Origin of the sequence: Duncaniella sp. C9, assembly GCF_004803935.1 — a bacterium.
GTDB lineage: Bacteria > Bacteroidota > Bacteroidia > Bacteroidales > Muribaculaceae > Duncaniella > Duncaniella muris.
In genome coordinates this window covers 1495432-1511752 of record NZ_CP039547.1, presented here as the reverse complement: position 1 = coordinate 1511752, position 16321 = coordinate 1495432, and the positions used below count along the sequence as shown (strand labels likewise).

Here is a 16321-nt window from a genome sequence, read left to right as displayed (position 1 = left end):
AGAACCAGGAGATTGTTAAAAAACAACCTCTAAGGCTCCGCCAATTCAAGATTCTTCCATAAAAGGACCACTACTACTAAAAAACGTGTCAAAAAAATGACTCAGAACAGCAACCCGTTTCCCGAAGGATATCCATACAATCCCGCATCCGCCCGGCCGGAAGCGGCTCCATCGCCTCAGGCACCAGAAACAGACGACAGCTCTTTCAACCTGCATGACTTCTTCATTCTCTGCCTGAACAAATGGAAATGGTTCGTAATTTCCATTATAATCTTCCTCGGTCTTGGAGTGCTCTACATAATGAGCACTCCCGAAACCTACACCCGGACAGCCTCCGTTATGATCAACGAAGACACCGAATCCGGAAGTCAGGGAGTGGCAAGCGCACTCAGCGACATCGGCCTCTTCCAGAGTTCGGCAAACGTCAACAACGAGATGCTCGCCTTCCAGTCGCCGGCCATAATCGCCGATGTGATCCAGAGACTCGGCCTGCAGACTGACTACATCTACCGCCATAATCTGAAAAACATAACACTCTATGGCGACTCCTGCCCTGTGTCCGTCGATTTTCTGTCTATCCCCTCAAAACAATCGGCATCAATGGAACTCGACATCCGTGACGACGGAAAGATCGACATTTCAAAAATGATGCTCAACGGAGTCGAATGTGACCCTTCCGAAATGACGGTCAATATCGGTGACACTGTGGCCACCTCATTCGGTCCTATCACAATCAATCCTGGTCCCGCTTACGCCAAAAGATTCGGAAACACGATCAAAATCTTCCGCTACAGCATCTCTGACGCTATCGAAGCCTACAAAGCCAGGCTCTCGGAAAACCTCGCCGATGACAATTCCACAGTCATTGACTTCACGATCAAAGACGTCAGCATCCAGCGTGCCGACGATTTTCTCAACACCCTCATAGACATCTACAATGAAAAATGGGTCGACGACAAAGCCAAGGCCAAATCGACCTCCAGGTTCATAGCCGAGCGTCTGCGCGTCATCGAACAGGAACTCGGAAACGTCGACAGCGACATAGCCGACTTCAAAGGCGAACATCTCGTGCCCGACGTAGCGGCAGCTTCGGCCATGTATATGGAAGACGCCAATGAGAACACCAAACAGCAGATGCAGGTGTCCACTCAGATCGCCATTTCAAAGTTCATCCTTGACTATATCAAGAATCCCGACACAAATGGCCAGCTCGTCCCCGCAAACGCCGGACTTGAAAATCCAGGCATCGAGGCGCAGATCAATGAATTCAACCAGCTGCAACTCGAACGCGACAAACTTTCAAACTCAACAGGCGATACCAACCCTCTGCTCCAGGACTATGACAAGAACCTACGCAGCATGCGCAGCGCGCTCGTCTCATCGCTCACCAACCAGGAGCGCGCTCTTCAGACCCAGCTCAACTCTCTGATCAGAAGCGACAGAGCCACAAGCCGGAAAATAGCCTCATCGCCCGGACAGGCCAAATATCTCCTGTCCGTAGAACGCCAGCAGAAAGTCAAGGAAGCCCTCTATCTCTATCTGCTCCAGAAGAGAGAAGAAAACGAGCTCACACTGGCATTCACGCCCTACAACACCCGCATCATCACACCACCGATGGGCTCCAACCGCCCAACCGCACCAATCTCGCGCAACATTCTCCTCATCTGCTTCGCGCTCGGCATCCTGATTCCAGGCTTCATTCTGTTCATTGACGAAAGCATGAACAGCCGTCTGCGCAACCGCGGTGACCTTGAAGGCATCCGCACTCCTTTGATCGGCGAGATTCCGGAATCTTCTGACAGCAACACCCTGCACGTACGCCGCTGGCGCCGCCGCTGGCGTGACATTCTCGGCAAAAACTCACAGATCGAAGAAGCCCCCTCGCTTCTCGTCCGCGATCACGGCCGCAGTATCATCGACGAATCATTCCGCATGGTGCGCGCCAACCTTGAGTTCATGACACGCAACAGTCAGAACCGCGTGATAATGGTCACCTCATTCAATCCCGGCTCAGGAAAATCATTCATCTCGCTCAACCTCGCGGCAGCTCTGGCTCTGAAAGAAAAAAATCGCAAGGTACTGATCATCGACCTCGACCTGCGTCGCGCCTCCGTCTCCCGTATCCTCCCGGACCACTCACGAGGCATCACTGACTACATTTCAGGAGCGACTGACAACTGCGACAAATACATCCAGCAGACCGAATGTCCGGGTCTCTACCTGCTCCCCGTAGGCACCATTCCCCCCAACCCCTCGGAACTGCTCTACTCCGACCGGCTGAAACAGCTGATCGAAAAATACCGTCAGGAGTATGACTATATATTCCTTGACTGTCCGCCGGCCGAACTCGTGGCCGATGCATCGATCATCGCTCCGCTCGCTGACATCACCATCTTCATTCTGCGCGCAGGCCTGCTGGACCGCCGCATGATCCCGGAAATCGACCGAATCTATGACTCGCGCCGCTATCACAATTTCATGGTGATCCTTAACGGCACTCTGACATCCGGCGCCCCCTATAACCGCGCCTCTTATTACTCGGCCTATGATAAAAAATCCTGATCATACGGGCTTAGCCGATAACATCGGATTGATAACCGCCCAATGATCAACCGCAATATCGGAATCCGTCCGGCTTGCAAAAATTTATTTGCAAGTCAGACGGATTCTTTTTAACTTTGCACCCGAAATCAAAAAGTGGACAAATTTGGCTGCTTGCAACCACTTCAAAAAATGCTAAAACTGCACCTCTTTCAACCGCATTTACGCCCCTGCCTCCAAAGCATTGCAGCAGAACGCTGAAAGAGACTGTCACCATCAATCAGAGGATTGACTTTTGAGCATAAACGAATCCGGCACCGGAATGCCGCCGGGCATTCACTTACACCGGATGAAAATGTTGAAGCAGCCGCGTCTTATCCACGCAACAAAAGCTGTTTTCGACATTTTATTTTTTTACCAGTTTCAAAATATGAAAACTTATCTCTTCACCTCCGAATCAGTTTCGGAAGGCCATCCCGACAAAGTCGCAGACCAGATTTCCGATGCCATACTCGACGAGTTTCTCGCCCGTGACCCCAAGTCAAAAGTAGCATGCGAGACCCTCGTCACCACCGGCCAGGTTGTAATAGCAGGCGAAGTCAAAAGCGAAGCCTATATAGACCTCATGGAAGTGACCCGCGATGTGATCCGCAACATCGGCTACAACCGCAGCGCCCTCAAATTCGATGGCGAAGCCTGCGGAGTGCTCTCAGCCCTTCACGAACAGAGCGCCGACATCAACCGCGGAGTAGAGCGCAGCGAACTTGAAGCACAGGGCGCAGGTGACCAGGGCATGATGTTCGGCTATGCCTGCAACGAGACTCTCGACTACATGCCTCTCACCATCGACCTCTCCCACCGTCTCCTCCGCGAGCTTGCCGACATTCGCCGCGAGGAAAAAGAAATGACTCACATCAAACGCGGCCGTCAGCACACCTATCTGCGCCCCGACTCAAAAAGCCAGGTAACGGTCGAATATGACGAAAACAACCGCCCCCTCCGCGTCGACACCATAGTCATCTCCACCCAGCACGACGAATTCATCCAACCGATTGAAGACACCGACGCAGCCCGCGCTGCCGCTGACCGAGCCATGCAGGAGAGAATTACCGACGATGTCCGCAACATACTCATTCCCCGCGTCAAGGCCAAGCTCCGTCCGGAAGAAGCCGCTCTGATCGGCGACGATGTCAAGCTCCTTGTCAACCCCACTGGAAAATTCGTCATCGGAGGTCCCCACGGAGATACCGGTCTGACCGGCCGCAAAATCATAGTCGATACCTACGGAGGCCACGGAGCACACGGCGGTGGAGCATTCTCAGGCAAAGACCCCTCCAAGGTAGACCGCTCGGCAGCCTATGCCGCCCGCCACATAGCAAAGAACCTTGTGGCCGCAGGAGTTGCTGACCGTGTCCTCGTGCAGGTTGCCTACGCCATCGGCGAAGCCAAGCCTGTCAGCCTCTGCATCAACACCTACGGCACAGCCAAGGTAAAACTCTCCGACACCGAGATCGCAGCCATAGTGACAGAGATGCCATGCTTCGACATGACCCCCTATGCCATCGAAAAGCGATTCGGACTGCGCAACCCTATCTATCGCGAGACCGCAAGCTACGGCCACATGGGACGCCAGCCGATGACTGTCACAAAGACATTCCACTCAAAATACGAAAAGCCGTTCACACGCACCGTCGAACTCTTCACATGGGAGAAACTCGATGCCGTTCCGGCCGTAAAAAAAGCCTTCGGAATTGATTGAACATTCGACATCTGTATTTCAGCCGGATCTTCGCCGGAATACTGACTGACTACATTAGCCATAACATTTAAGCCTCATGGGAAACAGACGTCACAGACTCTTGTTTTCCATGAGGCTTATTAAATTTTCATGAGGCTTATCAAGAGGTTGTTTTTAAACAACCTCTTAATTCGAGAACCTTCCCTGGCTCTGTTATTCCTTTATACCATAAGCAAGATCGCCTGCATCGCCCAGACCGGGCACTATGTAGGAATGCTCGTTGATCACATCGTCAATCGCACCTACCCACAGAGTTGTCTTATCAGCCGGGAAAGTCTCGCGCACATAATCGACAGCCTTTTTCGAGGCAATGATGGAAGCCACATGCACATGAGCCGGTTCACCCTTGGTGAGCAGAGCGCGATAGCTTAACTCCATCGAAGCACCGGTGGCAAGCATCGGATCAGCGATTATCAGAGTCTTTCCGTCGAGCTTCGGAGAAGCGATATATTCAATAAACACATCGAAATTTTCCTTCTCGCGATACTTTCTGTAGGCCGACACGAAAGCATTCTGAGCATGATCAAAATAATCAAGAAAACCTTTGTGAAACGGAATTCCCGCACGGAAAATCGTTGCGAGAACCACCTGCTCGTCGAGAATCTGGCATGGAGCTACCGCCAGCGGTGTAGTGACATCGACTGTCTTGTAGCGCATACGCTTCGAAATCTCGAAAGCCATGATCTCGCCTATACGCTCAAGGTTGCGGCGGAAACGCAACATATCATTCTGCACATTGACATCGCGCAATTCGCTCATATACTGGCTGACCAGCGAAGGCTGATCAGCAAAATTGATTACTTCCATGATATTCTGATTAACTTTTTTAATTTATTGACAGGAGATTGCCCAAAGCCTCCTTGGAGGTCGTCAAGAAACAATCTTTTAATGTAAGACTTATAAGGCACCTATATATTATAAACACAAAATTACAGAGAATTCCTGTCACAGACAAGAACACAAGGTGTATTTGGTGCCCCCGGCTATATTATATTCCTCGCTTCGGCAAGCTGGTTGTGGAGCAGATTTGTGAACTGGTAGTTTTTCAATCCCCAGCGCGGATAGATAAGCAAGTCGGACGGAGACTGCGACACAAAACGCTCCACCGCAATATCCTTGCGCAGCCGGTCAAGTATCCTGACGCATAGACTGATATACTCCTCTGCCGTAAAACGGGGTATGTCATACAGCCCCGCTTCGACGTCTGAAGCCATTCTGGTGCCTCTGACCAGTTGAAGCTGATGGAATTTTACAGTGTCGACAGGCAGCTCATTGATGCGGTCGACAGTTTCAAGCATCGTCGCCTCATCTTCACCCGGAAGACCCATGATCAGATGCAGCCCGCACGGAAGTCCTGCTGCGTGAGTGCGGTTGACAGCATCAACAGTGTCGGCCCATGTGTGACAACGGTTCACCAGTTCAAGAGTGCGGTCACATGCGCTTTCCGCTCCATATTCCACCATCACCCATTCCCGAAGCCCGGCAAGACGGTCGAGAAGATCCTGAGGCATACAGTCAGGACGGGTACCGATGATCAGCCCCGCCACACCGTCCACATCAAGTGCCTCACGATAGAGAGCCATCAGCCGGTCGATATCATCTGAATGCGTATTGGTGTATGCCTGGAAATAGGCCAGATATTTCATCTGAGGATACTTCCGGGCAAAAAACTCCTTGCCGCGTTCGAGCTGCTCCCTGACGCTCAGCGAAGGGCGGCAGTAATCGGGATTGAATGACTGATTGTTGCAATAGGTGCATCCGCCACGGCCCTTGCTTCCGTCGCGGTTCGGACAGGTAAAACCGGCATTGACAGTGATTTTCTGGACTTTCCCGTCAAAATGCCCTCTCAGAAAATCTGAAAAATCCCTGTAAGGCTTCATAGGCGAGAGGCTCGGTTCATCAGACAGGCATCAAGGATAACAATAGCCGCCATCGCTTCTACTACCGGCACTGCGCGAGGCACCACACAGGGATCATGGCGTCCCCTTCCTTTGATCACGATCTCGTTTCCATCACGGTCAACCGTGCAGACATCCTGCATAAGAGTGGCCACGGGTTTGAAAGCCACACGGAAAGTTATGTCCTGGCCGTTTGAAATTCCGCCCTGAATGCCTCCCGAATGGTTGGTAAGAGTAGATATCTCGCCGTCTGGTCCGGCAACAAAGCGATCAAGCACTTCACTGCCCCGAAGCTCTACGCCACGGAATCCCATACCGTATTCAAAGCCCTTGGTCGCATTTATGCTCATCATAGCCTCGGCAAGACGCGCGCCAAGACGCCCGAACACAGGATCACCGATACCGACAGGCACACCGCTGACCACACAGTCGACCACACCGCCTATCGTGTCACCTTCGCTTTTCACCTTCAGTATCAGCGCCTCCATCTCGGCAGCCATCTCAGGATCCGGACACCTTACAGGATTGCTTTCAGCTACAGACAGATCCATACCGCCGTAATCCTTGTCAAGGACAAGCGGACCCACCTGAGAAGTATAGGCCCGGACCGTTATGCCCCACTGCTCCAAAGCCTGCCGCGCAAAAGCTCCGGCCACAACCCTTGTGGCAGTCTCACGCGCGCTTGACCGGCCGCCTCCGCGATGATCGCGAAGACCATATTTGGCTGTATATGTAAAATCGGCATGCGACGGGCGGAACGCGTCTTTCAAATGATCATAGTCATTCGAATGCTGGTTCTCATTGCGGATAATGAAACCGATCGGACTGCCGGTAGTGCGTCCCTCGAACAGCCCGGAAAGAATCTCCACCGTGTCGCTCTCTTTCCTGGCTGTAGTGACAGCCGACTGCCCCGGTTTGCGGCGGTCAAGCTCATGCTGCACCTTTTCAAGGTCTATTTCAACCCCTGCGGGCATACCGTCGATGACACCGCCGATGGCGGCACCGTGACTTTCACCGAATCCGGTGAAAGTAAATATCTTTCCGATTGTATTCATAGTCTGTCATTGTCCTGGCGCACTCCTCATTCCGCCGTAGAAAGCCACAGGGACTGCGCAACATTATTATTCATTTATATATTATCACTCCTTGCTCTCTGCCACGTCAGCCACCGAGGCCCTGCAGAAATCAATCAGTGCCTGTGGGCTGATTCTGAGCTGAAGACCGCGCTGGCCGGCAGAGACATAGATGGCCTGAAAATCAAGAGCCGTCTGATGGAAAAACACAGGAAAAGGCTTCTTCATACCGACAGGCGAACACCCACCGCGGATATAGCCCGTAAGCGGCAACAGTTCTTTCATCGGAATCATCTCCGCCTTCTTAGCCCCGGCGGCTTTCGCGGCCTTCTTCAGATCCACCTCCATGTTTCCGGGAATCACGCAGACAAAATAGCCACAGCGGTCACCGTGGAGCACCAGAGTTTTAAACACCGAGTTTATATCCTCGCCAAGCTCTTCGGCCACATGTTCGGCCGCGAGATTGTCAGGATCCACCTTATAAGGAATCAGTTCATATTCAACCTTAGCCTTGTCAAGCAGTCGCGCTGCATTTGTTTTCGACACTTTATCCACAGTAAATTCAGTTTTAGAGAGTGTTCGACAATAAGAAAACAAAATTAATCCATTTTAAGATCAAAACCAAATCGGGCTGCCACGGCGGCTGAAAAATCTTCATCACCCCGAACGGCTCCTAAAAAAGGGGCTTCGGAAAAATTCAACCGGAAGAAGCGGTAATTAGACAAATTTAACACTAAATCGAGGTTTTGGCCCATATTCACGCCCTTATTTCAGTCTGATCAAGCAGGTTAATTGCAAGATATTTGTTAACTTTGCAAACTGAAACCAAATAAGCTGCAAAAACGAAGATATAACTATCAAGCTGAAAATAGAAACAATTTATGAATCCAATCAAAAAAACCATCGCGCTGCCTGACGGTCGCACCATCACCCTGGAGACCGGCAAACTTGCAAAGCAGGCCGATGGAGCGGTAGAACTGCGCATGGGCAACACTATGCTCCTTGCGACAGTAGTAACGGCCAAAGAGGCCGGAGAGGGCGTAGATTTCATGCCCCTCCAAGTTGAGTATAAAGAAAAATTCTCCTCTAACGGACGTTTCCCCGGCGGCTTCCTCAAGCGTGAAGGCCGCGCAAGCGACTACGAGATCCTGACATCGCGTCTGGTTGACCGTGTGCTCCGCCCACTTTTCCCTGACAATTACCACGCCGACACTTTCGTACAGGTTACAATGTATTCTTCCGACGGTGTCGACATGCCCGACGCTCTTGCCGGCCTCGCCGCTTCGGCAGCCATCGCAGTGAGCGACATACCCTTCAACGGTCCTATCTCGGAAGTCCGAGTGGCCCGTGTAAACGGCGAATTCGTAATCGACCCCACTTTCGAACAGCTTGAGAAAGCCGACATGGAGCTCATGGTCGGTGCCACCTATGACAACATCATGATGGTGGAAGGCGAAATGAACGAAGTATCAGAAGCAGATCTTCTCGCAGCGCTCCGCGCCGCCCATGACGCCATCAAGGTTCAGTGCAAGGCCCAGATGGAACTTGCCGAGGAAGTTGGTTCGACCGTAAAACGCGAATATTGCCACGAGACCAATGACGAAGATCTCCGCAAGGACGTACATGACAAGTGCTACGACAAGGCATATGCAGTGGCCAAGGCCGGCTGCGCCGACAAGCACTGGCGTCAGGAAAGCTTCGAAAAGATCTGCGAAGAATATCTCGAATCACTCCCCGAAGAAGAACGCGATGAAAAGACCGCTATGGTCAAGCGCTACTACCACGATGTGGAAAAAGAAGCCATGCGCCGCTGCGTTCTTGACGAAGGCATCCGTCTCGATGGCCGCAAGACCACCGAGATCCGCCCGATCTGGTGTGAGGTAGACTATCTGCCCGGACCTCACGGATCAGCCGTGTTCACCCGTGGCGAGACCCAGTCGCTCGCCACAGTAACCCTCGGAACCAAGCTCGACGAGAAGATCCTCGACGACGTTCTCAACCAGGGCCGCGAACGCTTCCTCCTCCACTATAACTTCCCGCCCTTCTCCACCGGCGAAGCCCGTCCGGTGCGTGGCGTAGGCCGTCGTGAAGTAGGCCACGGCAATCTCGCCCACCGTGCTCTCAAGCGCATGTTCCCCGATGATTTCCCCTATGTATGCCGCATTGTCAGCGACATCCTCGAATCAAACGGATCATCGTCAATGGCAACTGTCTGCGCAGGCACCCTCTCGCTGCTCGACGCAGGTGTGAAGATGAAACGCCCTGTCAGCGGTATCGCTATGGGTCTCATCTCTGACGGAACAAAATATGCAGTCCTCTCTGACATTCTCGGTGACGAAGACCACCTCGGCGACATGGACTTCAAAGTGACCGGTACCCGCGAAGGTATCACCGCCACCCAGATGGACATCAAGTGCGACGGCCTGAGCTACGAAATCCTTGAAAAGGCCCTCAACCAGGCCAAGGAAGGACGTCTGCACATCCTCGACAAGATCGAAGAGACAATCCCCGCAGCCCGCGAGGACTACAAGGCACACGTGCCCCGCATCGTCACCATGCTCATCCCCAAAGAGCTTATCGGTGCAGTGATCGGCCCCGGCGGAAAGATCATCCAGGGAATCCAGGAAGCAAGCGGCGCAACCGTAAGCATCGACGAAATCCCCGACGGAGGCTACATCGAAGTCGCTGCCTCTAACAAGGCTTCGATCGACAAGGCTCTCGATATGATCAACGCTATCGTCGAACTCCCCGAAGAGGGAAAGGTTTACCACGGCAAAGTGCGTTCTATCCTTGACTTCGGCGCATTCGTTGAATTCATGCCCAACCGCGACGGTCTGCTCCACATCTCGGAAATCTCATGGGACCGCCTCGAAAACATGGAAGCCGCTGGCCTCAAGGAAGGCGACGAGCTCGAAGTGAAACTCATCGAGATCGACAAGAAGACCGGCAAATACCGCCTGTCAATGCGCGCGCTCCAGCCCAAACCCGAAGGCTACGTAGAGCGTGAACGCGCACCCCGTGGCGAACGCGGACTGCGCCGCGAAGGCGACCGTCCCCGTCGTGACGGAGATCGCGGTCCACGCCGTGACGGCGACCGTGGCCCACGCCGCGAAAACAATGGCGGCAACCACGGCGCACCCCGTAACTAAGACCTGAAAAGTGCATTATAGCATCTTAAATCCATCATATAGATTAAATTTGCACACTCTTAGTTAACCAACCTCCGATATTCATTACCATTGAATCAACGCCCCGGCGGGTTCCCCTTCACGGGAATCCGCCGGATTTATTTACCCGAACCACATGGCTGTAACCGCATCAACCAAACAAACCGAAAGGAATGTCCACATTATAGTCGCCGCCGGAAGCGGATCGCGCTACGGAGGCAATCTGCCCAAGCAATTCTGCCTGCTCGACGGCAGACCGCTGCTCATGACCACCCTCGAACGCCTCCACCGCCACACTCCAGACTGGGAACTGACAGTGGTGCTCAGCTGTGACATGACCGTAGAGTGGCAGGAAATGTGCCGGGAATATGGCTTCAGCCTGCCTCACAGCATTGTGACCGGCGGCCCGACCCGCGCCCACAGCGTCAGAAACGCCATCGAATCACTCGCCGTGGAATCATGCGGATTAATCAGTGTACATGACGCCGCGCGGCCTGTGGTAAGCAGTTCTCTCATCCGGAATCTTCTTGACGGACTTAACGGGGCAGACGGTGTGATTCCTGCCTGCCAGGTGACAGACTCCATACGTATCACCGCTCCTGACGGATCAAGCCGAGCCGTAGACCGCAAGCTCTATCGATCGGTGCAAACCCCTCAGATCTTCCCCGCCGCAAAGCTCTCGGAAGCCTACCGCCAGGAACTCCGGCCGGAATTCACTGACGATGCATCGGTAATGGAAGCCGCCGGATTCTGCAATCTGAGGCTAACGGCCGGCGATCCGCATAACATCAAAGTAACCAATCCCGGCGACATGGCTGTGGTCGAGCTCTATCTTTCGCTGTCCGACACATTATAAGTATAAGCTATTGTTGACACTCATGGACAGGCTGAGACATACCGACATAAAATTTCTGCGCGGAATGGGACCGAAACGCGCCGAGCTTCTCGACAAGAATCTCGGCATAAAGACGTTTCACGATCTTCTGTACCACTTCCCTACCCACTATATAGACCGTCGTTCCGTCTACCGCATCATCGACTTTGCCGGTGAAGACATGCCATCAATTCAGGTCAGAGGCCGCTTTGTCAGCTTCAATGTGCAGGGTGAAGGCGCCAAGATGCGCCTTGTGGGCCTTTTTTCCGACGGTTCAGGAGTGATGGAAGTGGTATGGTTCCAGCGCATAAAATCGCTCAGACAGCTCTATCACACCGCAACCGAGTATATTCTCTTCGGCAAGCCATCCAATTTCAATGGCCGCTGGAGCATGGTTCACCCTGAAGTCGACACTCCTGAAAACGCTTCGGCACAAGGAGGCTTCCGAGGTGTCTATCCGCTGACAGAGCAACTGCGCAACCGCGGTTTCTCATCGCGCACATTCGCCAACGCCGCCACAGAGATTCTGGCAGGGATACGCACTGTCACCGAGACGCTCACTCCGCAGATCATCACCCGCCACCGGCTCATGGGGCTACACGAAGCTCTCACCGCCATCCATTCTCCCCAGACACCGCAGCAACTCGAACAAGCCCGTTTCCGTCTGAAATTCGAAGAGCTTTTCTATCTTCAGCTTGACATTCAGCGCTACGCCCGGCGCCGCAACGGGGCCATCAAGGGCTTTCTGTTTCCCCGCATCGGACATTTTTTCAACACCTTCTACTCCAAGTTTCTGCCCTTCCCGCTTACCGGCGCGCAGAAACGTGTGATCAAAGAAATCCGCGCCGACATGGCCACCGGACGCCAGATGAACCGCCTGCTCCAGGGCGATGTAGGCTCCGGCAAGACCCTTGTGGCTCTGCTCTGCATGCTCATAGCCCTTGACAACGATGCCCAGGCCTGCCTGATGGCACCGACCGAAATTCTGGCCACACAGCATTTCGAGACCATCAGCTCAATGGTAGCTCCTATGGGCATAAACGTGAAACTGCTCACCGGATCTACCCGCAAGAAAGCGCGCGAGGAGATCCACTCCCAGCTCACCGACGGGTCTCTCCACATACTCATAGGCACCCATGCCGTGATCGAGGACAATGTGCGGTTCAAAAACCTCGGTTTCATTGTGATCGACGAGCAACACCGCTTCGGTGTGGCTCAGCGTGCACGGCTGTGGACCAAAAATGTCATCGCACCCCATGTGCTTGTGATGACGGCCACCCCGATTCCCCGCACCCTGGCCATGACCGTCTACGGCGATCTCGATGTCTCCGTGATCGACGAACTGCCTCCAGGCCGAAAGCCTGTACAGACTCTGCTACGCTATGAAGAAAACCGCTTTGCTACCTATCAGGGCATCGGACGACAACTGCGCCTCGGACGGCAGATCTATATAGTCTATCCGCTCATCAAAGAAAACGAGAAACTTGATCTGAAATCGCTTGAAGAGGGCTATGAGTCGATCTGCGACATCTTCCGCGATTATAAGGTTGCCTTCGTGCACGGGCAGATGAAACCGCAGGAAAAAGAGTATCAGATGGGGCTTTTCGCATCCGGAGAGGCCCATATACTTGTGGCTACAACCGTGATCGAAGTCGGTGTCAATGTCCCCAACGCCACCACGATGCTCATCGAGAACGCCGAGCGCTTCGGCCTTTCGCAACTTCACCAGCTCCGCGGCCGAGTGGGCCGTGGTGAAGGCCAGAGCTACTGCATACTGATGTCGAAACGCAAGATCGCCTCTGACACCCGCAAGCGTCTTGAACTCATGACATCTACCACCGACGGCTTTGCGATAGCCGAAGCCGACATGCAGATGCGAGGTCCCGGCGATATCGAAGGTACCATGCAGAGCGGAATGCCGATTGATCTTCACATAGCCAATCTTGCTACGGACGGGCAAATCGTGCAGCTTGCCCGCGACACGGCCTGCGAGATTCTTGACGCAGACCCCGAACTCGGCCACCCGGAAAACCGCCCCCTTATTGTAGAACTGGCCAATCTTACAACCCGCGTCCGCGACTGGTCGAGAATTTCCTGACCACTGCCGTACAAACTGACAACACCCTCTAACAGATCACCTGAAATAAGAGGTTGTTTAAAAACAATAGTTAAAATCTGAGCGAAAGTTTTGAGGTGGATATGGCTCTGAATCGAAGGAGCATAGCGAGCTATGTGACTGAGATGAAGAGTCATAGGCGCCCAAAACTTTCGCAGGCGGGGGTATTGTCTTTTTTCTTTCAGTAATTTCATGTTTGAGTATTTTTAAGTTACCTGAGCCTTGGTGTCTCTTTTGCTAAATTGTTGAAATTCGTCAGTCACATAGCTCGCTATGCTCCTTCCTCATTTGCAACAATTTATCTAAAAGATACACCACTCAGATTTTAACTATTGTTTTTAAACAACCTCTAAGCCCTCCCCTTGACGTTTTTTAAAGTCTTTTAGCGCACCTGACCACTTCAAAGCATGGTTTCAGTTGTTTTAATAGTGTAAGTAAAGATAAAGAAGCAACAACAAGCAGGAAAATCTAAATTTACATCCCTCGTCCTCTTTATCGGGTTGTGAAACCAGGTTCTGAGGCTCTCATAAATAAATAGTTGAAACGTGAGGGGAGGAGTTAAGGCAGTTGTCTTAACTCCTCCTTTGTCATATACAGCCTGAGGCGTCAGACTGTGATTCCTGAAAGCGGCTTTATGCAATTCCAGTCAAAGGCTTCAATAAGATCGTCCGGACGGCAGGCCTGGGGCTGCGGGAGCAATCCGGCAAGCCACGCAAGGTGCCCCACAAGTCGCTCCGGACTATAAGCCTCGCGCAGCCGATCCATGCTCAGCGAGCTGTCGCGCTTCGACAAGCGCTGTCCGTCCTGATTGCAGAGCAACGGAAGGTGGGCATAGGAGGGCGACTGCAATCCGAGCAGTCTGTAGAGATAAATCTGTTGGGCGGCGGACAGCAAGAGGTCATTCCCGCGCACAACCTCGGTCACACCCATCAGCGCGTCATCGACCACTACCGCCAGCTGATAGGCCCAGGCCCCATCGGCCCGACGCAACACAAAATCGCCGCATTCGGCAGCCAAAGAAACTCTCTGCTGGCCATAGACGCGATCGGAGAAACAGATTTCATCTTCCGGCACATAGAGTCTGACAGCATGACGGGCCGTGACATTTTCAGCAGGCAAAACACATGGCAGTGTGGCCGGACGGCATCTGCCTCCATAGATCACACGCCCGTCAGACTGGTGTGGAGCCTGGGTGGCCATTATATCGGCACGGGTGCAGACACATGGATAGGTATAGCCGGTCGACTCCAGCCGTCTGAGATAAGTCTCATAGATTTCTCCGCGGAGGCTCTGCCTGTAAGGAGCCGCATCGCCCCTGCCAGCCAGACCTCCCTCGTCCCATTCAAGGCCCAGCCAGAGAAGGTCGTCTTCAATCTGCCGCGCATATTCTTCTCTGGAGCGCTGTGGGTCAAGATCTTCTATCCGAAGAATCCACCGCCCTCCGGCTTTCCTGACTGAAAGCCATGAAAGCAGAGCCGTGAACACGTTGCCGAGGTGCATGCGTCCGGTAGGCGATGGCGCGAAACGTCCGGCAGGAGTCTTCGTAGCGGCTGAAATTCCGGTATCTGAGTCTTTAGAGGGCGTTTCATAACAATAGTTAAAATCTGAGCGAAAGATTTGAGATGGATATGGCTCTGAATTGAAGGAGCATAGCGAGCTATGTGACTGAGATGAAGAGCTATAGACGCTCAAAGCTTTCGGAGGCGATTGTATTGTCTTTTTGGAAATAGTATATTCCATTTGTGAAAATTTTTAAGTTACCTGATCCTTGGTGTATCTTTTGCTAAATTGTTGAAGCTCGTCAGTCGCATAGCTCGCTATGCTTCTTCCTCCCCTGCAACAATTTATCTAAAAGATACACCACTCAGATTTTAACTCTTGTTATGAAACACCCTCTTAATATCCATTGCAAGTTCTATTTGAGCACAAAGATACACAAGATTCAGTGATTTTTTCGAAAAATATCATTCCGCGTATGCAAGATTCAGCAGAAAGCGGATTTATAGATATAGACAATACCAACAAACCAATCAATATAAATTATGAAGAAAGCAAAACATCTGCTGCCCCTCGCCCTGCTTCTGGCCTCAGCGCCTATGATGCAGTCGTGTCTTGATGATGATGACAACAACAGCTACGTTATCTGCCCGTCGAGCCCCAAAGCCCTCGTGACAGTCTGCCCGACTGCAAACGGAGGATTTACAATGGTGCTTGACGACAAGACCACCCTCGTTCCATCGAACATGGATAAGTCGCCTTTCGGCAATAAGGAAGTCCGCGCACTTGTCTGCTACACCCCCGACAAATCATTTTATGACGGAACCGGCGTCACAGTCAACCGCATCGACAGCATCCGTACCAAGCTGCCCGCCATAGACCTCGGCGACAAGAACGATGAGACTTATGGGAATGACCCTATCGAGATAGTTAAGGACTGGGTGACTGTGGCTGAAGACGGCTATCTGACCCTGCGTGTCCGCACAATCTGGGGCCCCGGACACACTCCACACCATCTCAACCTGCTCACCGGTTCAAATCCCGACGATCCGTTTGAAGTCGAGCTCCGGCATGATGCCAAAGGCGACACCAAAGGCTATTTCGGCGATGCTCTTATCGCGTTCAACCTCAACAGCCTGTCGGCCACAAGCGATAAGCCTGTCAAGATCAAACTCCGCTGGAATTCGTTTTCAGGAATGAAGACCGCCGAATTCGATCTCGCCCTACGCCCGAAAATATTCGATGACGATCTGTCAGACCTTGTTTCCGCCTCTGTTCTCAGATAAGAGAACCGAAAGCAAGAATCTGCCCATTCCTCACGTTATATTTTTACACAGAGCTAATTCGGCAGTCAATT

The 16321-nt window shown here is 52.6% G+C and carries 12 protein-coding genes; 6 read left to right on the top strand and 6 right to left on the bottom strand.

Annotated features, from left to right (window positions below; genetic code table 11):
* Positions 1-96: 96 nt before the first annotated feature.
* On the top strand, positions 97-2562 hold the full coding sequence (locus E7745_RS06155; protein WP_136408486.1) for a polysaccharide biosynthesis tyrosine autokinase: 2466 nt from the start codon (positions 97-99) through the stop codon (positions 2560-2562).
* 409 nt (positions 2563-2971) lie between these two features.
* Entirely contained in the window at positions 2972-4300 is a 1329-nt protein-coding gene (metK, locus tag E7745_RS06150; protein WP_136408485.1) for a methionine adenosyltransferase, read from the top strand.
* Positions 4301-4492: 192 nt separating this feature from the next.
* Here the strand turns inward: metK and upp are convergent, their stop codons facing one another.
* The 5 genes from upp to E7745_RS14815 form a co-directional block, all read right to left on the bottom strand.
* Entirely contained in the window at positions 4493-5146 is a 654-nt protein-coding gene (gene upp / locus E7745_RS06145) for a uracil phosphoribosyltransferase (RefSeq protein WP_107032719.1), read from the bottom strand.
* 176 nt (positions 5147-5322) lie between these two features.
* Positions 5323-6219 carry a TIGR01212 family radical SAM protein gene (locus E7745_RS06140; protein ID WP_136408484.1) on the bottom strand — a complete coding sequence of 299 codons (897 nt, stop codon included), beginning with the start codon at positions 6217-6219 and terminating at the stop codon, positions 5323-5325.
* Positions 6216-7292, bottom strand: a complete 1077-nt coding sequence (aroC, locus tag E7745_RS06135; protein WP_107032717.1) for a chorismate synthase — start codon at positions 7290-7292, stop codon at positions 6216-6218. The genes E7745_RS06140 and aroC overlap by 4 nt, the downstream gene beginning before the upstream one ends.
* A gap of 84 nt (positions 7293-7376) precedes the next feature.
* The gene (ybaK, locus tag E7745_RS06130) at positions 7377-7865 is read right to left on the bottom strand and encodes a Cys-tRNA(Pro) deacylase (RefSeq protein WP_107032716.1); all 489 of its coding nucleotides are present in this window, start codon (positions 7863-7865) and stop codon (positions 7377-7379) included.
* Positions 7866-7909: 44 nt separating this feature from the next.
* On the bottom strand, positions 7910-8065 hold the full coding sequence (locus E7745_RS14815; protein ID WP_168182025.1) for a hypothetical protein: 156 nt from the start codon (positions 8063-8065) through the stop codon (positions 7910-7912).
* 126 nt (positions 8066-8191) lie between these two features.
* On the opposite strand from E7745_RS14815, the gene pnp reads away from it, so the two are divergent.
* The 3 genes from pnp to recG all read left to right on the top strand — a co-directional run bounded on the left by pnp (position 8192) and on the right by recG (position 13449).
* Positions 8192-10459, top strand: coding sequence for a polyribonucleotide nucleotidyltransferase (gene pnp / locus E7745_RS06125; RefSeq protein WP_136408483.1), 2268 nt, complete (start codon positions 8192-8194; stop codon positions 10457-10459).
* Positions 10460-10613: 154 nt separating this feature from the next.
* Positions 10614-11333, top strand: coding sequence for a 2-C-methyl-D-erythritol 4-phosphate cytidylyltransferase (locus tag E7745_RS06120; RefSeq protein ID WP_136408482.1), 720 nt, complete (start codon positions 10614-10616; stop codon positions 11331-11333).
* 22 nt (positions 11334-11355) lie between these two features.
* Positions 11356-13449 (top strand): ATP-dependent DNA helicase RecG, encoded by a 2094-nt coding sequence (gene recG / locus E7745_RS06115; protein WP_136408481.1) that lies wholly within the window; start codon positions 11356-11358, stop codon positions 13447-13449.
* A gap of 624 nt (positions 13450-14073) precedes the next feature.
* Here the strand turns inward: recG and gluQRS are convergent.
* Complete coding sequence (gene gluQRS / locus E7745_RS06110) at positions 14074-15207, bottom strand: tRNA glutamyl-Q(34) synthetase GluQRS (RefSeq protein WP_136408480.1); 1134 nt, start codon at positions 15205-15207, stop codon at positions 14074-14076.
* Between the two features lie 302 nt (positions 15208-15509).
* On the opposite strand from gluQRS, the gene E7745_RS06105 reads away from it, so the two are divergent.
* The gene (locus E7745_RS06105) at positions 15510-16250 is read left to right on the top strand and encodes a NigD-like protein (protein WP_136408479.1); all 741 of its coding nucleotides are present in this window, start codon (positions 15510-15512) and stop codon (positions 16248-16250) included.
* Positions 16251-16321 lie beyond the last annotated feature (71 nt).